The organism is Asticcacaulis sp. DW145 (assembly GCF_037101385.1).
GTDB classification, from domain to species: Bacteria; Pseudomonadota; Alphaproteobacteria; order Caulobacterales; family Caulobacteraceae; genus Asticcacaulis; species Asticcacaulis currens.
The window spans coordinates 156,943-179,088 of the sequence record NZ_AP029025.1; the positions used below are offsets into that span (position 1 = coordinate 156,943).

Consider the following 22,146-nt stretch of genomic DNA (forward strand, 5'->3'; position numbering starts at 1 on the left):
TTTTCGTAACGCACTCCTCCCTTGTCTCTGTCCCTAGTTTGCTTTAATCGCGCAGCATGACTGAAAACGCCCCCAACTCCGCTGAATTTACCGAATTTCGTCCTGAAGCGCGCGCGCCGCGCGGCTTTGCCGACAAACGCGCCTCACAGATCGCGGTCGAACGCCGTCTGATCGCCAGGGTTTCGGAAGTCTATGAGTCCTTTGGCTTCGAAGCGCTGCAAACCTCGGCCTTTGAATATGCCGACGCGCTGGGCAAATTCCTGCCCGACGCCGATCGTCCCAATGTCGGCGTCTTCTCGTTGCAGGACGACGATGATCAGTGGATGGCGCTGCGTTACGATCACACCGCCCCGCTGGCCCGCTTTGCGGCGCAGAACTGGGACACCCTGCCCAAGCCCTTCCGTCGTTACGCCTTCGGGCCGGTGTGGCGCAATGAAAAGCCGGGGCCGGGCCGTCTGCGCGAATTCATGCAGTGCGATGCCGATACTGTGGGCACCGACCGCCCGGAAGCCGATGCGGAAATCATCGCCCTGGCCGTGGCCGGGTTCCGCGCCAATGCGCTGCCGACCGTGCTCAAGATCAATAACCGCAAGCTGCTTAATGGCCTCTTGAGCGCGCTGGGGGCCGACTCTCCGGCGCAGCAGATGGGCGTGCTGCGCGCCATTGACAAGCTGGACCGGCTGGGCCTGGAAGGCGTCGAGCTGCTGCTGGGCGGCGGGCGCAAGGACGAGTCGGGCGACTTCACCAAGGGCGCGGGTCTGAGCGACAAGGCCATTGCGGCGGTGCTGGGCTTTGTGGCCGCGGGCCGCGACAGTGCGGGCGGTCAGGCTGAACGCGGGGCGGTGCTCGAAAAGCTGGCCGCGGTGTTGAGCGAGTCCGCGGAAGGGCAGGCGGGTCTTGAGGACCTGTCGCGCATTTCGACGGCGCTGACCGGGCTGGGCGTGTCAGAGGCCGAAGCCATTTTCGATCCGTCCATCGTGCGCGGGCTGGAATACTATACCGGCCCGGTGTTCGAGGCCGAACTGCTGATGGAAACCCGCGACGAGAAGGGCAACCTCGTGCGCTTCGGCTCGGTCGGGGGCGGCGGGCGCTATGACGATCTTGTCGCGCGCTTCACGGGTGAGCGCGTCCCGGCGACCGGCTTCTCGTTCGGCGTGTCGCGTCTGGCGGCGGCTCTGGCCTTGGCCGAAGAGGGCGCGATTCAGGCCGTGCGCGGGCCCATCGTGATCATCGCCTTCTCCGAATCGGACATGGGCGAATATTTCCGTCTGGCGGCGGACATCCGTGCGGCAGGTCTGGCGGTTGAGGTTTACCTCGGTCGTTCGGGCATGAAGGCGCAAATGAAGTACGCCGACCGGCGCTTATCCCCAGCCGTTGTCATGCTGGGCGGTGACGAACTGGCAAATAATACCGTTACGATCAAGGATCTCGATCAGGGACGGCTCTTGGCGAGTCAAATTACGGATAATAAGGAATGGCGCGAAGCGCGGCCGGGGCAGGTCACTTTGCCGCGCGCAGAGGCTATCAACCATCTGAAATCCATTGTGAATTCGTGAAAAAGTTTCCCAAACGTCAAGCGTGACATCGCTGTCAGAAAAATTAACGCTCTTTACGGTTTTTTGACAAAACCGTGTTCGACAAAATTATTTTTGACGCAGGGCGATAAAAGCGTTGACACAGCCCCAAAAAAACTGTTTTCTCCGTCTCAAGAGAACGGAACTTCGCCAGAGAGATGAAGTCAGTTCCCGGCGTTTCGGGGAGGAAACGCCTGCTTAACAAGGAAAGAGGCCCGGCATTGTTTATCCCCCATGCCGGGCCTCTTTTCGTTTGCCGTTTCCAGGACGGGCGTGCGCCCGTTTTGACGCCGGCGTCAGTTTTCCTTAAGGTCCTTACACGCGGCACGCACCAGCCAGCAGATTTGCTGGGCGAGAGCCTGTGGCGGCACGGCGATCAGCCGCTCTTCCAGACCGACGGCCACAATGCCGTGCACGGCGGAAAACAGGGTGCGCGCCACCAGTACGCGCTCGGCCTCTGACGAAGCGGGCATCAGCGCCGCCATAGGTGCATTCATGTGGCGAAACAGCCCAAGCTGGGCTTGGATATTCCATTCGGGCAGGGCCGGGTTTTTCAGCCGCATTTCGAACAGGGCGCGCCAGAGCTGAAGATTTTGCCGTGCAAAATCGTAATAGGCCAGCGCGATCGCCTCCAGCACCTCCGCCGGCTGTTCTGCTGCGGCTGAGACGGCGCCGGCCTCCAGTGCCGCATCCAGCCGCCCCATGGTGCGTTGCGCCAGCCGCAGCATCAGATCGTCCATATCGGCGACGATATTATAAAGCCCCCCCAGCGCGACGCCGATATCTGCCGCCAGGTCACGCGCTTTCAAAGCCCCCACGCCCTCTTCGCAGATCCGTTTTTCGGCGGATTGCATAAGCGCTTCGAACTGGGCTTCGCGGCGGCGGGTCATGGCGGAGGGGGCAACAGACATTCTACTCGGAACCTGACGGATTAAAAATTTGAACGTCGTTCATTTTTAATATTGAACAATGTTCAAATCTATGCAACAACACAATTGTGAACGGCGTTCATAGCACATCATGTCCCCACGCGAAAGCGCTGTTCATGGATCGGATCGGAATACTCCGGGGGCGGAGTTCCGCTCCGGAGGGGAAAGGGCGGGGCCGGTGTCCCCCGGTTCCGCCCATACCTCATCAGATTTCTACCCCACGCGCGGGTTGTTCAGGGCGCGGATATTCAGGCGAAGGGTGTTCGTCATGGTTCGTTTTAAATCGTCTTCACGCACAATGATGGTGCTGGGTGGTGCGCTGGCCTTTGCGCCGCTGGTGATGATCTACATTGTGCTGGGTCAGTTACAGCACGGCGTCTCCTACGCCGATGAAATGGCCGGTCACTTTACGCGTTACGCGCATCAGGCCGAGATCGGCGGCTTCCTGCTGGCCATCGGCGCGGTGGTGCGCATTGCGGGCATCTGTTTCCCCAAGGAGGACTGATCACCGGGCAGAAAAAAGCCCTCCGGTGTGAACCGAAGGGCTTTGAAGCGGGCACAGCTTACGCTTACCAGATGCGGACGCGATCTTCCGGCTTCAGGTAGTACTTGCCGCTGGTGACGCCGAAGGCCTTGTACCAGTCGTCGATATTGCGCATCGGCCCGATGACGCGGAATTCCGCCGGCGAGTGCGGGTCAGACACCACCTGCTGACGGATGGCGTCCTCGCGGTACTTCGAGGCCCAGACGCCGGCAAAGCCCAGGAAGACGCGCTGATCGCCGGTGAAGCCGTCCAGCACCGGGCCACCGTCCGGGTGCGACAGACGATAGGCAGTCAGGCCCATCTGCACGCCCCCCAGATCGGCGATGTTTTCGCCCATGGTCAGACCGCCCTGCACCTTGGCACCCGGAACCGGCTCATAGGTGTCGTACTGTTCGCCATAGATCTTGGCCTTGGCGTCGAACTTGGCGGCGTCTTCTGCCGTCCACCAGTCGCGCAGGATGCCGTCGCCGTCCGACTTGCGGCCCTGATCGTCGAAGCCGTGGGTGATTTCGTGGCCGATCACGCCGCCGATGGCACCATAATTGACCGCCGCATCGGCCTTCGGGTCGAAGAAGGGCGGTTGCAGGATGGCGGCCGGGAAGACGATTTCGTTGCGGGTCGGCGAGTAGTAGGCGTTGACCGTCTGCGGCGTCATACCCCATTCCAGCGGATCGACCGGCTTGTCCAGCTTGTTCAGGCTGTCGGCCCATTCGAACTGCGCCGAGCGCGTGACGTTACCGAACAGATCGCCCGCCTTGATCTCCAGCGCCGAATAGTCCTTCCACTTGTCCGGATAGCCGATCTTAACGCCGAACTTGCCGAGCTTTTCGTGCGCCTTGGCCTTGGTTTCGGCGCTCATCCAGTCGAGGCCGTCGATGCGCTTGCCCATGGCGGTCTTCAGGTCGGCGACCAGCTTTTCCATCATCGACTTGGATTCGGCGGGGAAGTAGCGTTCGACATAGGCCTTGCCCAGCGCTTCACCCAGAGAGCCTTCGGTCACCGAGATCGAGCGTTTCCACAGCGGACGCTGGGCCTTGGCGCCGGACAGGTCGCGCGAATTGAATTCCCAGGCGCGGGTCGAGAAGCGCTCAGACAGGTACGGCGCGGCTTCGTTGACCGTTTTGAAGGTCTGCCAGGCCTTGATCGTTTCCAGCGGCGTGTCGGCATAGACCTTGGCGATCTTCGGGAAGGCCGTGTTCTGCGCGACGACGATCTTCTTGGCCTTGTCGAGTTTCGAGGCCTTGAAGAAGGTCGGGAAGTCGAAGCCCGGCGCGAAAGCGGCGATTTCTTTGGCCGTCATCGGGTTATAGGTCTTGTCGTCGTCGCGGCTTTCGATGCGCGTCCACGATACCTTGGCGATCTCGGTTTCAAAGGCCACGATGTCCTTGGCCGTCTTGGCCGCGTCGGGATAGCCGACCATGCGCAGGACGTCGGTGACATAGGCTTCGTAGAGCGCCTTCTTTTCCTTGAAATTGTCCTCCAGATAGTAGTTGCGGTCCGGCAGGGTCAGGCCCGACTGATACATGTAGAGGATGTTGATATTGGGGTTCTTCTGGTCGTCATAGATGGCCGGGGCGAAGATCGCCGAACCGAACTGCCCCATGACGCTGCCCATATAGGCGGCCATTTCCGACTTGGTCTTGATGGCGCGGATTTTGGTCAGGGTGGGGGCCAGCGGCGCGATGTCGAGCGCATTGCGCGTTTTGACGTCCATCATCGAATTATAGAGGTCGGCGATCTTCTTTTCGTCGCCGCTCAGGTTCGGTTTGGTGGCCAGTTCGTCGATGATCGCCTTCAGGCGGTTGTCGGACAGGTTGCGCAGCGCCACGAACGCCCCGTAGGAGGTGCGGTCTGCCGGGATGACGATGGCGTCAATGGCCTTGCCATTGGCGTAGCGGAAGAAGTTGTCACCCGGATTGACCGAGGTATCCATGCCCTTCACGTCAAAGCCCCAGGTGCCGAAGGTCTGCGCCACGGTCGAGTCGGAGCCGGTGTCGCCGCCCGTCAGGGTGTCACCGTTCAGGCCCAGCGCGTCCAGCGCCGAAAGGCTCTGCTGGAAGCAGTGCGCGTCGAGGCAGGCGCGCTCATCGGCCTGCGCGGCGGCAGCAAAGAGGCTGAGGGAAAGGGCAGTGGTCAGCAGTATGGATTTACGCATGGTCTTTTCCGGGGATTGGGGAAGCGGTTGCGGTTTTTTGATTGGCAGATGGGTTCATTTGCAACAAAGCGGTACCATGGCGCATTTTTTGGGCGGCGTCTCATAAATTTTCTTTCATAATTGCGTGGCATGGGTCACCTTGCCGGACAGGGGAAAATCGTTTGTGTGTATGGAGGGGAACTCGCCTTGGTGACGAATCTGCTGCCTGAGGGCAGCGCGCAACACGTGGCGCACGCCGGCACATCGTCGTCGGGGATCGCCTTTCTCATTGCGGCAGCGGTGTTCGTGCCCTTCTTCCTGCGCTTTCGCGTATCGCCGGTTCTGGGTTTCCTGCTGGTGGGCGCGCTGCTGGGGCCGTTCGGTCTGGGGCGGCTGGAAGATACGATCCCCTTCATCTCGGTTTTCACGATCTCCCAGACGCAGGACGTCCACCAACTGGCGGAGCTGGGTGTCGTCTTTCTGCTGTTCTCCATCGGGCTGGAACTGACCTGGGAACGTCTGAAGGCGCTGCGGCGGATGGTCTTCGGGCTGGGGGTATCGCAGATCGTCTTCAGCGCGGCGGTGCTGACCGGCCTGTTTCTGCTGATCGGCCATAGCCTTGGCGGCGCGGTCGCCGTGGCGATGGGTCTGGCCCTGTCGTCCACGGCCATGGTCATGCCCGTTCTGGCCGAGCGTAAACGTCTCAATTCCCCGACCGGCCGCAGCGTGTTTGCCGTTTTGCTGGCGCAGGATCTGGCTGTCGCGCCCATACTGATCACGGTGGTGGTGCTGGCGTCCGGGGGCGAGTCCTTCGGCATCAGCGGACTTCTGACCCTCATTCCGGCGGTGGTGGCCATGGCGCTGCTGGTGGTGGGCGGGCGTCTTCTGATGCGCCCCCTGTTCCGTTCGGCAGCCATGGCCAAGAGCGCCGAGCTGTTCATGGCCGCCTGTTTCCTTGTCGTACTGGTGTCCGGGCAACTGGCGGTCTGGGCGGGCTTGAGCATGGGGCTGGGGGCCTTTATCGCCGGGGTGCTGCTGGCCGAAACCGAGTACCGGCGCGAAATCGAAATGATGGTGGAGCCCTTCAAGGGCCTGTTGCTGGGCCTGTTCTTCGTTACCGTGGGGGCGCGTCTCGACTTTGCGGCCGTGATGTCCGAGCCGGTACTGGTGCTGGGCCTGACGCTCGGCCTGATCGTACTGAAGGTGGCTGTGGTCACACCGCTGGCGCGCGGCTTCGGCCTGAGCTGGCGCGGGGCACTGGAGGCGGCGCTGGTACTGGCACCCGCAGGGGAATTCGCCTTCGTGATTATCGACGAAGCGGTGGGGCGCAAGCTGGTACCCGTCGGCTTTGGTCACGCGGTTATTGTTTCGGCCATTGTCAGCATGTTCCTGGTGCCTCTTCTGGCCGGTATCGGCGCGCGCTTCAATCGCAAGACGGCGACGGCCGAAACGGCCACCAGCGTCGCGCCGGCCCATGTCTCTGAGCAGGTTGATGTGCTGGTGGTCGGCTACGGCCGTGTGGGTGAGCTGGTGGCGGACATGCTGCGTCGGCACGACATATCCTTTGCGGTGATTGACGCCAATGCACGGGTGGCGTCACGGGCGCGTAAGGACGGTGTCGAAGCCTGGTATGGCGACGCCTCGCACGTCGATATGCTGCACCGTATGGGCGTGGACAATGTGCGTGCGGTGGTGGTGACCGTTTCGAATGCGACCTTCACCGACGCCGTAGTGACCGCCGTGCGTCAGGTACGTCAGGATGTCGGTCTGATCGTCCGTGCCAAGGATGCCGGTCACGCGGAAAAACTCTACGAACTGGGGGTGACCGACGCGGTGCCGGAAACCATCGAGGCCTCGCTGCAACTGGCGGAAAACACGCTGGTCGATCTGGGCGTACCGATGGGGCTGGTGCTGGCCTCCGTGCACGAAAAGCGCGACGAGTTCCGTCAGGACCTGCTCAAATACGCCCCCGACGGCCGCGTCCCGCGTATCCTGCGTACCACCAAACGCAGTATCAAGGCGGTGGAGGGGTAGGGAGATGAGTGATTGTAACGGCGAATGGAGCGACGAAGAGAGGGTGGACCTGACAGAGGCAGCCTTTACCGCGCTTCGAGCGCAATTGGTCGCTGCTTTTTCGGCACCTGATGTAACCTATGTCCGGATGTCAGCGGAAGATGTGATCGCACGGAACGCAAAACCTGACCTTCTCTAGCGAAGCTTAGGCGCGCGGCTGCGGGTAAGGCAGCGATCAATCCGCCTGACGGTGCGCTTCCAGCCGCTCACGCAGGCTGTCGATCTCGGCAAAGAAGCGCTTGCGGATTTCGGACGCAAACGGATTATCGCGCTCGATCGACATAAACAACTCATCCGAATCGCCCTGGACCAGCCCCACGCCCTGCATCATCAGGTCATAGGAGCGCGTGGTATGGACGCGCGGCAGGGGCTCAAGGCCGCTCAGGACCTTGGCGATCATGTGCGTCAGGCCCTGCACCGCGGCGAGGGCGCGATCGTGGATTTCGGGTGTCGCCATCGACACTTTCAGATCAAGCGTCTTTTCCAGAAAGCGCACGATAGGGGTCAGGTGCCGCACGCGCACCGGACACACGACGATTTCCATATCGTGTATGCCATAGCGCGCCGATTGCGGCCCGAACAAAGGGTGGGTGCACAGGATCGACACCTGCGGCGGCAGGGCCTCCTGAAGCCACGCGGCCGGCTTGACCTTGACCGAGCCGACGTCGATGACCAGACCGTTGAGCGGCACATGTGGCGCGATCTTCGCAGCCAGGTCTTTCAGGGTGCGGATCGGCGTGGCGAGGATCACCACCTGACAGGCGGCTGCCTCTTCGAGCGAGACCAGTGAGACATTGTGGCGTTTGGCGTAGGCCCTGGCCTCTGGCGACGGGTCACAGGCCAGAATGTCGAAATAGGGGGCGAGATGCCGGACAATCAGCCGCCCGAAGGCCCCCAGCCCGAACAATCCGAGTTTATGAACCTGTTTCACTGTCTTCGCCACTTATCGTTCCGGTCTTTTGGAAGGCAGGGCAGTTAGCATGTTCCGACAGGGGCGGCGAGAATAAACGCGCTTAAGGGGTGTAATTAGATGGAATTTGCTTTTTTATGCGCGCTAACCGCAATAATTTTGCACAGTTTCGCAAAAATTTGCTGGAAAGTTTCTTGTGACACAAATGAAACAGGTTGCCAATGCAACAACATGGCAACCTGTTTCAAATAATACTAAACGTTTGATTTTAAAACGTCTTACCAGCCGCCGAACAGGCCGCCTTTTTTCTTCTGGTCCTTTTCGCGTTCGGCGGCGCGTTGTTCCAGCCCTTTTTGCAGAGGTGTTTTGGGCAACTCATCCAGGGTCAGCTTGCCGTCCTTGTTGGCGTCCAGCAGTCGGAAGCGCTGCGACGTGGCGCGGGTCCATTCCTCGATCGTGATGCGATAGTCAAAATTGGCGTCGGCGGCACGGATGGGCTGCGGCTCATTGATCAGACTGAACTGCGCCGCGCCCTGCACGCTCTTGATATAGCGGTTGGCCGCCCCGGTCTTGTCGCCATCCTCATCGGTGGTACGCGGGTTTCTGGGCTGCGCCACCAGCGGGCTGAAGCCGGTGATTTCGGGGGCCAGCTCGGTTTCGTAATAGGTATTGTCCTGCGAGGTGATCACCCCCCGGCCGTCGCGGTCCACGATGGCAAAAAAGCGCATGGCGTCGGCCAGAAACTCATCCGGACTCAGAGCCCCGTCCTTATTGGTGTCGGCGCCGTTGAACCACAGCACGACCGGGTAGGGGTCTTTTAGCGGGGCCTTGAACACTTCGCCCGACGGACTGAAGAAGACGGCCTGTCCGACGGTGCGACCACTGGGCGTTTCTGGCGGCGCTTCGCCGGTCGGCGGCGGGGCGGAACGCGGGGGCTGAGCCATGGCCGAAGGGGCGAGACAAGCGATCAGAAGGCCGCAAAGGGAAATTTTTTTGAAGGTCATGACTCTGGTTCCGCCGATTTGGGTCTGTTGTCGGGTCTCTATGTGATTTTTAGATGGTGTGATTATGGCGTGACTGACATGCAAGGGGAAAATTTAGCGCCCCTGCGATCAGGCGTTTTTGCCTGACGGAAAATTTGTCGGGATTTGTGTAATGAGTGTAGTGAAAGTGGGTCCGAAAGCATTGAATAAGGCAAAATTGTGACAAATTATGCAAGTCATTGAAATTGTTATTAAATAAATGCTTTGTTAATAAGGAATTGCTTCCGTTTTGGCACTTGTCATTAGAGGCAAGTACTTGAACGGAGATGACAGATGCAGATTGGATCTATGTCGGCCTCCGCTATGTCGCAAATGCACGCGAAGATGTTTTCGAAGATCGACGCAAACAGCGACGGCGGAATAACGCTGGAGGAGATGACCGCCTCCGCCAGCGAAAAGACGAAGGGTAGGGGCGGCACAGAAGACAGTGCGAAAATCGCTGAACGCTTTGCCCGTATGGACAGCAACAGCGATGGCTCGGTAAGCGAAGAGGAAGGCCTGAGTGTCTTCCAGAGCCAGATGTCGTCACAAACCATGAGCGGCATGTTGCAGGCTCAGGAAGGCGGGCAGGATCGGCCCATGGGCCCGCCGCCCGGTGGCGCGGCCGGAGGGGGTGGTGGTCAGAAACCGATGCGTTTCGACGCACTCGACACCAATCAGGACGGCACGGTCAGTCTCGATGAGATGCTGGCGTCGTCTGAGAGCGATGAAACCGAAGATACGGAAGACACCGACAAAACCGCGCGCCTCACTGAACTCTTCTCAAAGATGGATGCGGATGGCGACGGCTCGGTCACCGAGAGCGAAAAATCGACCTTTGATGAAAAGAGGCGCGCCGAAGGCCCGCCGCCTCCGCCTATGGAGGCGTTCGCTCAGACCTCTGAAAGCGAAGACACCGCGTCGTCGGCGACAGGTACGACCGTCGATGAGGGCACGGCGGCCAGGCTGGCGGCTCTGACGACTCAATGGATACAATCCATGACCAGGGTACTGGCGGATCAGGTGCAAAGCCAGACATCCGTGTCGGTCGCGGCCTGATCCGCTGCGGGCAGGTAGAAGACCTGCCTGTTCGGCTGTTCAGCTACGGTTCAGAAAGACGGGCGCTAGATGGCCTCACCACACGGAGAGAAACCCATGCGCCGTCTTCTTACCCTTTTCGCCCTTGCACTGGTCTGTGGCCTGTCTGCCGGGGCTGCCTCTGTTCAGGACAGCTATGCCAGCGGTCGCTGGCAGGACCGCGACGATGATCGCCGCTGGGGCGGGTTGCCCGCCGGCTCCTATCGCGAAAGCTGCCGCGATATCGAAATTCGCGGAGACGTCCTGTCCGCGCGCTGCCGCGCCAAGAGCGGCTACTATAACTATTCGACGCTTTCGCTGCGCGATTGCCGCGGCGGCTCGGTCGAAAATGACCGCGGCACCCTGCGTTGCGAAGGCGGCCGGGGCGGCGGTGACTGGGGTGGCAACTGGGGCGGAGGCGGCGGCTGGAACGACGACCGCCTGCCCGACGGCAACTATCTCCAGACCTGCCGCGATATCCGGGTGCAGGGTGATCGCCTGACGGCGCGCTGCCGGATGCGCGAAGGCGGCTATAACTACACCGACCTGCGTTTGCGTGAATGTCGCGGCGGTCGCGTCGAAAATCTCAACGGGACCCTGCAATGCGAAGGCGCGGGCTATAGCGGCGGGCGTCTGCCGTCAGGCAATTACCGCGATACCTGCCGCGATATTTCCCTGCAGGGGGACCGTCTGACGGCCCGTTGCCGTGACAAATGGGGCGATTATCGCCTGACGGCCCTGTCCTTGAGCGATTGCAACGGCAGTCAGGTGGAAAACAGCAACGGCAATCTGGTCTGCCGCAACTGGTAATGCCGGACTGAGGTCAAAAAAGAGGCCGGGGCTTTTGTCCCGGCCTCGCCTGTTATTGGAAGGTGTCTGCGATCTGCGCCGTGGTCGGACCACCGTCGTACAAGTTGGGGCCCTCCATGCCTTTCAGGCAATAAATGACCAGCAGGACGATGCCGCCCACGCGCGGTACGAAGCTGATCCGCAGCCACCCGCAGCTTGGATATTTGAACCGATAATGGGAAAATAATGGCGGACAGAGAGGCTAAAACAAGTAAATCCGTAGTAAATTTTTTCCGTACGCTAGTGTTTGAGAAATTTGAATAAAATTTATATTTTGTTCGTTGCTGTATCTTTCTGTCCGTTAGTGTTCTTGATGGGCTTTGAGCCGTCATGTATGCTTAGGGTATGGCAAAATTAATTCACAGACTGACGCCGTCATTCGTCAAGAGTTGCGACCGCCCCGGATGGTATGCCGATGGGGGAGGGCTTTATCTTCGAATCGACCGGACGACTCGCAAATGGACTTTCCTGTACCAGTGGCAAAAACGCCGAAAGGAAATGGGCCTCGGCGGCGTCAATGAGGTGCCGCTTCAAGTAGCGCGGGAGAAGGCGGAGGCGGCGCGCCATTTACTCAAGTCGGGCATAGATCCGCGTGCTGACACAACCGAGATCAAGGTCGCCCGGGCAAAGCGTCAGGCCATTACCTTCGGCATGGTGGCTAACGACGTCCTTGAAACGGTCCGGGCGGATGCGCTGGCCAAGATCAGGCGTATGGAAGCCCCGCCGAAAACGGATGCAGAGCGTGACGCCGAGAAGCGCAAGGTCGAGAAGGCTATCAATCCATGGAGGCTGTCGCTTCGGGTTTACTGCGAACCTATATGGAATATACCCATTGCCGACGCAGATACGGATGATGTCCTAACGGTTCTAAAACCCATGTGGACGCGCGTTCCGGAAAGTGCAGACCGTACCCGGTCGAGAATGGAGCGGGTGTTTGCAAACGCGGCGGCACGTAAACTCAGAGGCTATGATAACCCTGCAAGGTGGCGAGGGCATCTGGAGTTCCTTTTGCCGCGCCTTCCTAAGCTCGTGAATGGTCACCACCCGGCTTTGGACTACACGCTTCTGCCGAAATTCATGGCCGAACTGGAAGAGCGGCGTGCGCGATCAGCGCCATTGCTGAAGTTTACAATACTAACGGGCTCCCGAACGACTGAGGCGCGCGGGGCCAAGTGGTCAGAGTTTCACGATGACGACTGGCTATGGATCGTACCGGCCATTCGTATGAAGTCACCCGATGGCCAGCCGAAGGAGCACCGCGTTCCTTTGTCACCTCAGGCGCGGGCACTCGTGAAAGAAATGCGCGTGGTTGCACAGGGTTCGCCCTTTGTGTTCCCTGGACATCGACCCGGAAAGTGCTTGTCTGAGCTGACCATGCTCCTTCTGGTCAAACGGATGGGCTACGAGAATATTACCGTCCATGGCTTCCGATCGACCTTTAGTGACTGGGCCGGTGAGGAGACCGACTTCGCCGACGAACTGGTCGAAATGTCAATTGCACACAAGGTCGGCAATGCCGTCCGGCGTGCGTACAAGCGTAAAGACGCCCTGGCGCGGCGCCGGGAACTCATGACTGCCTGGGGTGAGTATGCCTGCTCATTGATCCCGGGTGCCTATCAAGAACAGTTGCCGCTTGCCGCAGAGTAACCCTGCCTCCCCAGCGACGCATTTCTCCGATGCCGCCACACACGGCACCTTTCGGCAATCCGCGCGTCAGCGGCGGGCTGGCGTCGTTTAAGGTTCAATTGAGCTTGAAGTTATATAAATTTTGATATAAGGTGTTTAATGACTGATAGTCAGCCGCTCAAGCCCATCGAGTTTCGGGGCTCGTCTAAAAAAGATCTGCTCGCCTTTCCGAGGCCCGCTATCGAAGACGGCGGGCACCAGCTTTTTCTCGTCCAAAAAGGCGAGGAGCCTCACGATTGGAAGCCGATGGTCAATGTCGGTCACGGGTGTTTCGAAATTCGAATAAGCGAGAGTGGGGATGCCTTCCGAATTATCTATGTGGCGAAGTTTGCTGATGCCGTCTACGTGCTGCATTGTTTTCAGAAGACCACCCGGCAAACGGCGCATCGCGATATTGATTTAGCGAAAACACGATATCAGGATCTTCTTCGGGAATTAAAGTCATGACCTCACAACGCTTCGACACAGTCTGGGAAGCTTTGGCTGATACGCCCGTTGAGGCCAAGGTTATGCGTATGCGCTCCGAACTCATGACGGACATAGCCGCTTTCATCAAGGCGAGAGGTCTGACACAGGTGCAGGCCTCCGAGTTTTTGGGCATCACTCAGCCACGCGTGTCTGATTTGCTACGAGGCAAGCTTGGAAAGTTCAACCTGGAAACCCTTATCGCTCTCTCAGAGCGCACCGGCCAACGTATTGATTTACAGAAGTCGCGCGCGGCCTGAATCGGTTGTCGGTCGTGGGCGATAATCGCGAGCGCGCCCCAACAGTAGGAGCGCTTCAGGTATTCCAAATATGACCGGGTGCCCGCAGCCCCCATCGCTTTACCACGCATCACACTCTAAGTCTTTTGGTTCAGAAAAAATTGTCGTGTATTGGTTGCTCCGGCGTCTTAAGTGTGAGGACAAGCTTGAGCGTCAATGGAAAATCTTAGAAAGATTCTAGCCAAAGCGAAGCGGGTAGTCGTTCGCAAGGGCATTTCGCCGCAAGACGCAGAGGACCTGGTCCAAAGCGCTTACATGCGCGTCCACGCCTATGAACAACGTGAGGTCGTACGCTCTCAGGAGGCGCTTCTGATCACGGCGGCGGTGAGATTGGCTTATGATGAGAGGCGAAGGCAGGACAGAGCCGCCATGTTGGAAAAAGCTGATGCGCTGCCGTCCGTACCGGATGACGCGCCGCTCCCGGATGAGATATTGCGCGCTCAGCAGCGCGTTGCCAGGCTCAAGGAAGGCTTGGACAGATTACCAGAGCGGACCCGTCGTATTTTGCTTAGTCGGCGCCTGGATGGGCTGACCTATAAGCAGATTGCGCAGAGAGAAGGCTCAACAGAGGCCGCGATAGAGAAGCAGGTGGCACGAGCCACGCTCGAGTTAATGAATTGGGTGAACGGATGGTAAGTCCAGACGACAATATGCCACCGGAAACGACTGAGAAAGACAGTCGGCTGTCCGAAACGGCGGCCGAGGCCGCTGTATGGATGGCGCGGCTAAAAAGTGATCAACGGCGGCCTGAAACTGAGTCGGCGTTTCGACAATGGCTTGCGACGACGCCTAACGCTCAGGATCTCTTCGATGAGGCCACGGAGGTATGGGAGATGATTCCCTCAGCCGTTCAGCGTCGTCCAACGCCTTCGTTTCATCAGTTGATGTCTCGACGCACCACGGCAGTGGTCGCAGCTGCCGCCGTGATTGTGCTTGTCATATTAGGCGGGTTTTTCGCAATAAGCGCTCGCCCGATTATGTTTGAAACGCAAACGGGCGAGCAGAGAACGCTGACCCTGGCGGATGACTCAAAAGTTACCCTGAACACGAATACCAGACTTTCCGTGACCTATAGCCGCAGTCGGCGTTACATCCAGTTGGAACGAGGGGAAGCGTTGTTCCAGGTAGCGCACGATGCTTCCAGACCGTTTGTCGTTGAAACGGGAACACAACGTGTGACGGCTCTGGGCACAGTTTTTTTGGTGCGCTCAGACCCGTCGGTCATGCAGGTTGCCCTTTTTTCGGGTAAGGTGGAACTGCGGCCAACAGATAGCTCTACGACTCCGTACGGTATGATATTAAAACCTGGCGAGCGAGCGACCGTCCGTGAAAGGCTTACTCCCATTGTGGATCGTCCGGCATCAGACGTTATCACCGCCTGGCAACGGCAGGAGATTGTGTTCTCTGGCGTCACACTCTCTGAAGCGATAAATGAGTTGAACCGCTACAGCCGGTTGCAGATCGTCGTTGCCGACTCTGGTATCGCTTCATTAAAAGTTGCCGGGGTTTTTCAGACAGGTGACTCCGAAGCTTTCGCCAAAAACATTGCACGCATCTATGGGTTGAAAATCCGTCGGTCTGAGAAGGTAATTGAACTTACCCGTTAAAGCTCCGTATTTGACTAACAGGCAGAATTGCCCTCAAGCTTTTTGACGTTCTGCGTCTGAGTGATCTAAAAAAAACGCGCTAAAAAAGCCGGCCGACGGCATCGGACAGGGATATGCGGTTAAACAGGAATTGGCTTATTGGCCCGTGCATGACGGTGCTTTTCTGTTTTGCGCCTCTGATAGCCGGAGCTCAGTCGCTGATCGACTGCCAGTTCCCAGAGCAGCCCCTAGGCAAGACCCTCACCTCTGTTGCGCGCGCGGCGAGGGTTACGGTTCTTTTCGACCCTGAACTCGTCGAGGGCTTGAGATCGAGGCCTGTGAACGGGCATTTTTCGTCGTCTGAGGCTCTGGCCCGCATTCTGGCGGGATCAGCCTTACACGCTGTCGAAATGTCGCCAGGGCAGTTTATTATTGAACGTGGCCCATTGGGCATCAAACCGCAGAGCGGCGGCTTGAAGCAGGACCGCCCGCCGCTACAATCAGTGCCGGTGCCTCTGATTGTTGTGACAGCCGCTAAAAGTGAGCTTCGAGAGCAGGAAGTTACCAAACGTGAGTATAACGGCGTTCTTGAAGCGGCAGCCGCCGCGGACGTTGCAAAGTTTCCAGAGGCTAATCTTGCTGAAGCGCTCCAACTTCTTCCCGGGTCAGCACTTGCGCGTGATCAGGGGGAGGGACGCACCCTCTCTGTGCGTGGTATCGGCCCGGAACTCTCCGTTGTGGAGATTAACGGGATTGAGGCTCAGGCGGTAACCGACGGCCCAAATTTTGGGAGCTATCGCGGGCGAGGTTTCGATTTCAACGTCTTCCCGTCTGAAATCTTCGCGCAGATTTCGACCGCCAAAACGACACGGTCGAGTCAGCCGGAGGGGTCCCTCGGCGCAAGTGTGTTTTTAACAACGCCGAAGGCCCTTGAGCAAAGACGAGTTCCGGACCAACTCAGTGTCACGCGAGCCTACAATGATTTGTCAGAGCGTACGGGGCTCCGTTATACAGCCTCCCTTTCGCGCCCGGGTCGTGACAACCGGTTTGGCTGGACAATATCGGCGTCCTACAGCCGTACACCCTTTGAAATACAAGGCGTAAATAGCGGGAATTGGAATACAGGCCCCTCTAACGGCGGCTTTTGCCGGCCGACGCTCTACGAGGGTGGGCTTTGTGATGTTGTTCCCACGGAATATCCCAACGCCCTTGCCGCCTATGCTCTACTGGGCTCAACGGGCGTCGTGTCTCCCCAATTTTACCGCTTTACCAGTATCTCAGGACAGGCGACACGAAGTGGCGTAGCGGTAGGGGCCCAGTGGCGTCCGAGTGAGGCGACCTTAATAACAGCGGACCTCCTGGTGTCAGAATTTAGTACCCAGCGGACGGGGCATTATCTGTTTCCAATAGGATTTAGCCGTGGCGCAGCTCAAGGCGGCAAACCTGAAATTGTGGCCAGAGATGTAAAGGTGGATATTAACGGGAGTGTCATCTACGGACTTTTCGACAATGTGGATGTCCGCTCTGAGGTGATATTCGACGACTATAAGACCCGTTTCGACCAGGTTTCTTTACAATTTTCGCACGCTTTTGGCGCCAAACTGCGGTTCAAAGCGGCGCTTGGATTTGCGCGGTCCCGCTTTCTCAATCAGGATGAAGTGAGCTTTCATGTTGATCGCTACAATGTCGATAACTTCGTGTTCGACACACGCCGCACGGGAGCCAATAATCCTTCTTTAGATTTTGGGTTCGACGTAACAGATCCCTCTCAGTGGTATTTTGGCCCGAGGCAGTTGCAGCCGGGTGGTACCGGGTCCGTTGGTCCGGAGATCAGGTATCGACCGAATTTTTTGCGCAACGAATTCAATGTGGTGAAGGGCCAGTTCATTTACCCTCTGTCAGCGGAGGTCCAACTGGTGGCAGGTGTTCAGTGGAAACGCTATGGCTTTCGCTCTGAAGTCTTCCGATTTCTAGAGGGTGACGTGGATTTCCCGTCTCCCACCAAAGACTTGAGCGCGTTAGGCGATCAGTTTTGCGGCCTCAGCCGATTTGCCAAAACTGATCGAACACCTGTTTGCTGGTTTGCGCCGGACCCTAATGCCTTTGCAAGCGAGTACAACATCTATGGAAACACCGGCCGCACGGCCGTTTCGCGTGAGGCGTCTCTGGCTCGCGGGTTTAACCAATCCGTCACCGAGAGCGATTTTGCCGCGTTTGTAGAGTGGACCTTTGAGGGCATGTGGGGCGCGTTTCCCTTCAAGGCGGATGCCGGTTTGAGGGTCATTGAAACCCATCAGACCTCTGAGTTTTATAATGAATCCCATCTGGCTTCGTATCCGGTACCACGACTAGAGTCGGTATCGCGAAGATATGTAGATACGCTCCCGACAGTGAACATTGGACTGGAACTCAGCCCCACACAGGTTATTCGCTTAGGACTGGCCAAGGTTATGGCGCGTCCGCCTCTGACCAACATCGCGGCAGCAACGGCCCTGAACATTGGCGGGGGTTCCAGACAGGTTATCTCAGGCAATCCGTTCATCAAGCCGATCCGCGGAGACACGATGGACCTCGCTGCCGAGTGGTATCCGTCACGGGACTTCAACCTTTCGCTTGGCTTGTTTTATAAGCACATCAGTACCTACGTCCAAAATTACTCTTATGTGGGGTCCTATGCCAGTACCGGGCTCTCAGACACACTCCTTGAAAACACCGGGGCCGCTCCGTCCGATGATTTTCTCATTACCGAAGTGATTAACACGCGGGGAGGGGAGGTGAATGGCCTTGAGTTCAATCTGCGCTGGCGAGCGCGGGGGTTGACGCGTCTCTTATCTGGCCTTGGCCTTGACCTCAACTATACGCAGATAAACAGCGAGATTGAGTACTTCCTCGACGATCAAGGACAACGACGCGTTGTTCACTTCGATTTGTTGAATTTGTCCCCGCGCTCCGCACGCGCCACAGTGCTTTATCGCACTGCCAACCTTGAGGCTCAGGTGACAGGGGTTTACCGGAGTTCTTATTTGACTGGCGTGCCTGGGGCACGAATATCAGATGCCGCAGGTGTTGATGGATCTTTCTACCTCAGCGCGGCGCTTGCGTACAAGATTGCTCCCAATTTGCAATTGCGCTTAGAAGGGCTCAATCTTACGGATGAGCCTTCCCGCACGTGGGAGGGGCTGGAAACAAGGCGGCTCGTTGACGTCCAATGGAGTGGTCGGACGGTCTCAATCGGCCTCAATTACACGTTTTAGCTCCGTTCAGGCTTACTGAGCAAAAAAATCTTCATTGGTATGTCGGAAATAGCCAGCCACGCGGTCTTACTCAATAAGGCTGCGTGACACCGGTGTCTCAGGTTCGACGCGACAGCTGCAGAAAATGGCGACAGCTAGATATGCCAGGGAGAAACACAATGGATACGTTTAATGACCGCTCGAAGTGCGGCTTTCGCGCAATTTTGCTTACAGGAATATCGCTCGGTGCGATGGCTCTGACTGCGCCCTCGCTGGCGACCGCGCAGGAAGCGAGTTCGAAAGACGAGCTGACAACGGTCGTCGTGACGGGCTACCGCGCATCGCTTCAGAGCGCGCTGACCACAAAGCGTAAATCTGACGTGATGCTTGATGCCATCAATGCCGAGGATATCGCGGACTTCCCGGACTCCAACCTCGCGGACTCGCTTCAACGTCTGCCGGGCATCTCTATTGATCGCGACAATGGCGAAGGTCGTCAGATCAGCGTGCGCGGCCTCGGCGGAGATTTCACGCGCGTCCGCATCAATAATATGGAAGCGCTCTCGACGGGTGCGTCCAATGACGCCGGTTCTTCGCCCAACCGTTCACGGGCGTTCGACTTCAATGCGTTCGCTTCGGAACTGTTCAATTCGCTCCGGGTTCAGAAAACAGCCTCGGCTTCGACCGATGAAGGCAGTCTGGGGGCCACGGTTGACCTGATTACGGGGCGTCCGTTCGATTACAAGCAAGGCGCCGCCGCTTTCTCCATCGAAAACTCTTATTACGAAAACGGTGAAACCAACAGCCCGCGCATCGCCGGCCTATTCTCCCGTCGCTGGGCGGATGGCAGGCTGGGCTTCCTGATGTCGGTGGCCTACGCTGAGCGCAATTCGGAAGATGACAACTATGCGCGTGGCGTCGGTTCTTCAGACTATGTGTATCGCGGATCGACATGGGCGGGCAATGAGCTTCCGGGACGTGCCGGTTTTGCGGCCCCTACCGGGACGACCTTTACGGCCTTGATCCCGACGACGCTTACCGGAGCGGCGCTTGACGCTTATAAAGCCAACCCGGCCAATTATTATAATCCCGTTGCGAACCCAGCGGCCTATGCGGAGCTTACGGGGTCAAATCCGGCCGCTTATGCTAAACTCTATCCGAATTGCGCCGCTACAGTGGCGACGCCTGTAGCCGGCCTTACGGCTACCACGCCGGGCTGCAACGACTCGCTGATCCGCTTCCCGGCCTTGCCGGCGATTCAGCAACGCGACACCAGTACGGAGCGCTTGGGGGTTACGGCCTCGTTCCAGATGCAACTGGCACCTCAGACCCGCTTCACCATCGACACTCTGTATTCAAAGTTCACCAGCGAGAGCACCAACTATCAGCTCGGTCCCGTAGGCTTGAATCGCAATAATACCAGCGATACCTATGCCTACGGTGCCAATCTGCCGACGGCAACGGCGCGGACCGGAACGGCGTTTACGGAGGCTCAGCGTCGGGGTCTTTATCCAAACGGATGTACGTTTGCCCTTGAGACGGAACTGAATCCAGGTACTGACTGCGGTCAGCAGCTTTATGGCACGACCCCCCTGACGGGTTACACGTTTAGCTTTAACCCATATAACCGCGACACTTATGAGTACTACACGAACCCAGCATCGCCGGGTTATGTAGGTACTGCGGCCTCGTTGGCCTTCCGCGGCGATCTGATTGGTCGTCCTTCTGTAAAAGTTCTCGACGCCGAGGTTGTTGGGACCAACGCTGAATATATGAAGCTTCAGAACGTTGACTGGCGTTCAGCGGCGGATCGCGGTGCCTACACGACCGAATTCGGCCAGGTGTCTTTTGATTTGACTCATCGCTTCACGGACAAGCTGGCCAGCCAGTTCACTATCGGTATTTCTGAGTCAACGAACATCAATCAGGGGACACTGGTCGAGTTCAACTATATGGACGCCCAGGAGGTCTACACCTTCGATGAACGCGGTAACCCTTCCATGCCTAAGCTGGATGCGGGTTTCAACGCAGCGGACCCCAGCAAGTGGGGCATCGTTAAGGGCTTTTCCGGCATGCGCAATTTCATGCGCACCACGGTCAATAAATACAGTGGCGCGAAGGCAGATTTCACTTACGATTGGACGGATCACCTGACCTTGAAGTTTGGTGGCGTGGCACGAAAGTTCGATTTCTCCACCAATCAGCTCGAGCGCAATAACGACACGCTGAACCCGACGGAAAAAGAAGCCGGTATCTCCATTGCGTCCCTGGGCCAGGTTATTGAGTTTGGTCAGGGGCTGGATGTTCCTGCCGGCACAACCACCCGTTTCTTTGCTCCCTCGATTGAAGCCTTTGATGCCGCTTTCGGGTTCACCTGTAATTGCATCAACAAGTATGGCGACTTCCGCATCACCACCAAGCGGAACCGCACGACGACTTTTGCCGTTACCGAAGAAACCCAAGCCTATTATGCAGAGCTAAAGTTTAATTACGACGTTCTGGGTCGCAATATGTTCGGTAATATTGGCGTGCGCCAGGCGCATACCGATGTCCGTTCTGTCGGTCAGACGAATACGGGGCGTACCATTTACGGCACCAATAGCTATGATGACACCCTGCCGTCGTTCAACGTGGCGTGGGAGGTCATGAACGACTTCTACATCCGTGCGGGTGCGGCCAAGGTGATGTCGCGCCCTCTGCTGGGCAATCTTTCGCCTGCGGTCACGGGTATTTCCGTGCCTGGTGATGGCTCTGTGACGGGGGGCACCCTTTCGGTCGGCAATCCGCGGCTGTCGCCCTTCCGCGGCGTGGCGTATGACCTGTCAGCGGAATGGTACTTCGCCAAGGGCGCTCTGGTGTCGTTTGCCGTGTTCAAGAAGGATATTGAGTCCTATCCTCAAACCATCATCTATGACGCGCCCCTGTCAGACTTCCTTGATGCGGATGCGATCGAGCAACTCAAAGTTCAGATCCGAACAGGCACGAATCCCACAACAGTGGCAAATCAACTGGCCTATATCGACGCAGGTAACGTGTTCCAGGCCCGCCAGATCCGTGATGCGCCGGGTGGTGTACTTGAGGGATGGGAATTCAGCTATCAGCAGGACCTGACCTTCCTGCCGTGGTATTTCAAGAACCTCGGTGTCCAGTTCAACATGACGAATCTCGACACCAATCTGAATTACATCCTTGATCCGGGCAGCAAGAACACGACGACAGGGGCTGTGATTACGCCTCCGACGTTGGGAACCGGGCCCTGGTTGGGCGCGTCGCCTCGCGCCATGAACTTCACCATCTATTACGAAACCAGCAAGTTCAATGCGCGTGTATCAGCCTCGCAACGGGATGAGTATTACACGACCTACCCCTTGGCTTCAGGTAACTGCCAGCCCGGCCTTCAGGCCAACGGTACGCCCTGTGATGGACCGCTCATCAACGAGTTCGGCGGATCGAAAGAAACGCTGAATGTTGATATGTCGGTACGGTATCAGCCAACTAAGAAAATTTCTCTCACTTTCGAGGCTCTGAACCTGACTGACCAGAAATCAGAGCGTTATGCCTATACCGACCCGGTTGTTGCGAACTATTCGGCAGTCGGTCGTAACTTCAGGCTCGGGATGCGCTACAAGTATTAATATTTATCCGGGTTTTCTCGGATAACATATTGTCTTGTGGGTATTTTAGGTCAGTTTTCATGCTCTGATACTAAAATCCTGTAGCGCTTTGTTTCGCAGGTGTGCTCCACTCCCTGTGGCATAGTCTGCT

16 protein-coding genes are annotated in these 22,146 nt (G+C 57.9%); 12 read left to right on the forward strand and 4 right to left on the reverse strand.

Annotation, left to right across the window (positions count from 1 at the left end):
- Nucleotides 1-56 precede the first annotated feature (56 nt).
- Nucleotides 57-1,556: a histidine--tRNA ligase gene (hisS, locus tag AACH73_RS11925; protein WP_272742265.1), complete on the forward strand. Its 1,500-nt coding sequence runs from the start codon at nt 57-59 to the stop codon at nt 1,554-1,556.
- A gap of 314 nt (nt 1,557-1,870) precedes the next feature.
- On the opposite strand, the gene AACH73_RS11930 is transcribed toward hisS, so the two are convergent.
- Nucleotides 1,871-2,485 (reverse strand): WHG domain-containing protein, encoded by a 615-nt coding sequence (locus tag AACH73_RS11930; protein WP_272742264.1) that lies wholly within the window; start codon nt 2,483-2,485, stop codon nt 1,871-1,873.
- 286 nt (nt 2,486-2,771) lie between these two features.
- On the opposite strand from AACH73_RS11930, the gene AACH73_RS11935 reads away from it, so the two are divergent.
- On the forward strand, nt 2,772-3,008 hold the full coding sequence (locus tag AACH73_RS11935; RefSeq protein ID WP_272742263.1) for a hypothetical protein: 237 nt from the start codon (nt 2,772-2,774) through the stop codon (nt 3,006-3,008).
- Between the two features lie 64 nt (nt 3,009-3,072).
- On the opposite strand, the gene AACH73_RS11940 is transcribed toward AACH73_RS11935, so the two are convergent.
- A complete protein-coding gene (locus tag AACH73_RS11940; RefSeq protein WP_338736042.1) occupies nt 3,073-5,202 on the reverse strand; it encodes a M13-type metalloendopeptidase in 2,130 nt (709 codons plus the stop codon).
- A 189-nt stretch (nt 5,203-5,391) separates the two neighbouring features.
- Between AACH73_RS11940 and AACH73_RS11945 the strand changes: the two genes are divergently transcribed.
- Nucleotides 5,392-7,215, forward strand: a complete 1,824-nt coding sequence (locus AACH73_RS11945) for a cation:proton antiporter (RefSeq protein ID WP_338736349.1) — start codon at nt 5,392-5,394, stop codon at nt 7,213-7,215.
- Nucleotides 7,216-7,429: 214 nt separating this feature from the next.
- On the opposite strand, the gene AACH73_RS11950 is transcribed toward AACH73_RS11945, so the two are convergent.
- Together AACH73_RS11950 and AACH73_RS11955 are read right to left on the reverse strand one after the other, a co-directional pair.
- The gene (locus tag AACH73_RS11950) at nt 7,430-8,185 is read right to left on the reverse strand and encodes a prephenate dehydrogenase/arogenate dehydrogenase family protein (protein ID WP_272742261.1); all 756 of its coding nucleotides are present in this window, start codon (nt 8,183-8,185) and stop codon (nt 7,430-7,432) included.
- 257 nt (nt 8,186-8,442) lie between these two features.
- Complete coding sequence (locus AACH73_RS11955; RefSeq protein WP_272742260.1) at nt 8,443-9,168, reverse strand: hypothetical protein; 726 nt, start codon at nt 9,166-9,168, stop codon at nt 8,443-8,445.
- A 312-nt stretch (nt 9,169-9,480) separates the two neighbouring features.
- On the opposite strand from AACH73_RS11955, the gene AACH73_RS11960 reads away from it, so the two are divergent.
- The 9 genes from AACH73_RS11960 to AACH73_RS12000 all read left to right on the forward strand — a co-directional run bounded on the left by AACH73_RS11960 (nt 9,481) and on the right by AACH73_RS12000 (nt 22,016).
- On the forward strand, nt 9,481-10,245 hold the full coding sequence (locus AACH73_RS11960) for an EF-hand domain-containing protein (protein ID WP_272742259.1): 765 nt from the start codon (nt 9,481-9,483) through the stop codon (nt 10,243-10,245).
- A gap of 96 nt (nt 10,246-10,341) precedes the next feature.
- Nucleotides 10,342-11,073 carry a CVNH domain-containing protein gene (locus AACH73_RS11965; protein ID WP_338736044.1) on the forward strand — a complete coding sequence of 244 codons (732 nt, stop codon included), beginning with the start codon at nt 10,342-10,344 and terminating at the stop codon, nt 11,071-11,073.
- Nucleotides 11,074-11,457: 384 nt separating this feature from the next.
- A complete protein-coding gene (locus AACH73_RS11970) occupies nt 11,458-12,759 on the forward strand; it encodes an integrase arm-type DNA-binding domain-containing protein (protein ID WP_338736045.1) in 1,302 nt (433 codons plus the stop codon).
- Between the two features lie 138 nt (nt 12,760-12,897).
- Nucleotides 12,898-13,245 (forward strand): type II toxin-antitoxin system RelE/ParE family toxin, encoded by a 348-nt coding sequence (locus AACH73_RS11975; protein WP_338736046.1) that lies wholly within the window; start codon nt 12,898-12,900, stop codon nt 13,243-13,245.
- A complete protein-coding gene (locus tag AACH73_RS11980) occupies nt 13,242-13,523 on the forward strand; it encodes an XRE family transcriptional regulator (RefSeq protein ID WP_338736048.1) in 282 nt (93 codons plus the stop codon). Before AACH73_RS11975 ends, AACH73_RS11980 begins: the two co-directional genes overlap by 4 nt.
- 195 nt (nt 13,524-13,718) lie before the next feature.
- Nucleotides 13,719-14,198, forward strand: coding sequence for an RNA polymerase sigma factor (locus AACH73_RS11985; protein ID WP_338736049.1), 480 nt, complete (start codon nt 13,719-13,721; stop codon nt 14,196-14,198).
- Between the two features lie 14 nt (nt 14,199-14,212).
- Entirely contained in the window at nt 14,213-15,169 is a 957-nt protein-coding gene (locus AACH73_RS11990; protein WP_338736050.1) for a FecR domain-containing protein, read from the forward strand.
- Between the two features lie 149 nt (nt 15,170-15,318).
- Nucleotides 15,319-18,402 carry a TonB-dependent receptor gene (locus AACH73_RS11995; RefSeq protein ID WP_338736051.1) on the forward strand — a complete coding sequence of 1,028 codons (3,084 nt, stop codon included), beginning with the start codon at nt 15,319-15,321 and terminating at the stop codon, nt 18,400-18,402.
- Nucleotides 18,403-18,560: 158 nt separating this feature from the next.
- Nucleotides 18,561-22,016, forward strand: a complete 3,456-nt coding sequence (locus tag AACH73_RS12000) for a TonB-dependent receptor (RefSeq protein ID WP_338736052.1) — start codon at nt 18,561-18,563, stop codon at nt 22,014-22,016.
- Nucleotides 22,017-22,146: the final 130 nt, after the last annotated feature.

What these genes read in the sequence shown, in the direction of transcription:
- hisS (WP_272742265.1), top strand. Translation starts at nt 57, where the DNA reads ATGACTGAAAACGCCCCCAACTCCGCTGAATTTACCGAATTTCGTCCT.
- AACH73_RS11930 (WP_272742264.1), bottom strand. Translation starts at nt 2,485, where the DNA reads ATGTCTGTTGCCCCCTCCGCCATGACCCGCCGCCGCGAAGCCCAGTTC.
- AACH73_RS11935 (WP_272742263.1), top strand. Translation starts at nt 2,772, where the DNA reads ATGGTTCGTTTTAAATCGTCTTCACGCACAATGATGGTGCTGGGTGGT.
- AACH73_RS11940 (WP_338736042.1), bottom strand. Translation starts at nt 5,202, where the DNA reads ATGCGTAAATCCATACTGCTGACCACTGCCCTTTCCCTCAGCCTCTTT.
- AACH73_RS11955 (WP_272742260.1), bottom strand. Translation starts at nt 9,168, where the DNA reads ATGACCTTCAAAAAAATTTCCCTTTGCGGCCTTCTGATCGCTTGTCTC.
- AACH73_RS11960 (WP_272742259.1), top strand. Translation starts at nt 9,481, where the DNA reads ATGCAGATTGGATCTATGTCGGCCTCCGCTATGTCGCAAATGCACGCG.
- AACH73_RS11965 (WP_338736044.1), top strand. Translation starts at nt 10,342, where the DNA reads ATGCGCCGTCTTCTTACCCTTTTCGCCCTTGCACTGGTCTGTGGCCTG.
- AACH73_RS11970 (WP_338736045.1), top strand. Translation starts at nt 11,458, where the DNA reads ATGGCAAAATTAATTCACAGACTGACGCCGTCATTCGTCAAGAGTTGC.
- AACH73_RS11975 (WP_338736046.1), top strand. Translation starts at nt 12,898, where the DNA reads ATGACTGATAGTCAGCCGCTCAAGCCCATCGAGTTTCGGGGCTCGTCT.
- AACH73_RS11980 (WP_338736048.1), top strand. Translation starts at nt 13,242, where the DNA reads ATGACCTCACAACGCTTCGACACAGTCTGGGAAGCTTTGGCTGATACG.
- AACH73_RS11985 (WP_338736049.1), top strand. Translation starts at nt 13,719, where the DNA reads ATGGAAAATCTTAGAAAGATTCTAGCCAAAGCGAAGCGGGTAGTCGTT.
- AACH73_RS11990 (WP_338736050.1), top strand. Translation starts at nt 14,213, where the DNA reads ATGCCACCGGAAACGACTGAGAAAGACAGTCGGCTGTCCGAAACGGCG.
- AACH73_RS11995 (WP_338736051.1), top strand. Translation starts at nt 15,319, where the DNA reads ATGACGGTGCTTTTCTGTTTTGCGCCTCTGATAGCCGGAGCTCAGTCG.
- AACH73_RS12000 (WP_338736052.1), top strand. Translation starts at nt 18,561, where the DNA reads ATGGATACGTTTAATGACCGCTCGAAGTGCGGCTTTCGCGCAATTTTG.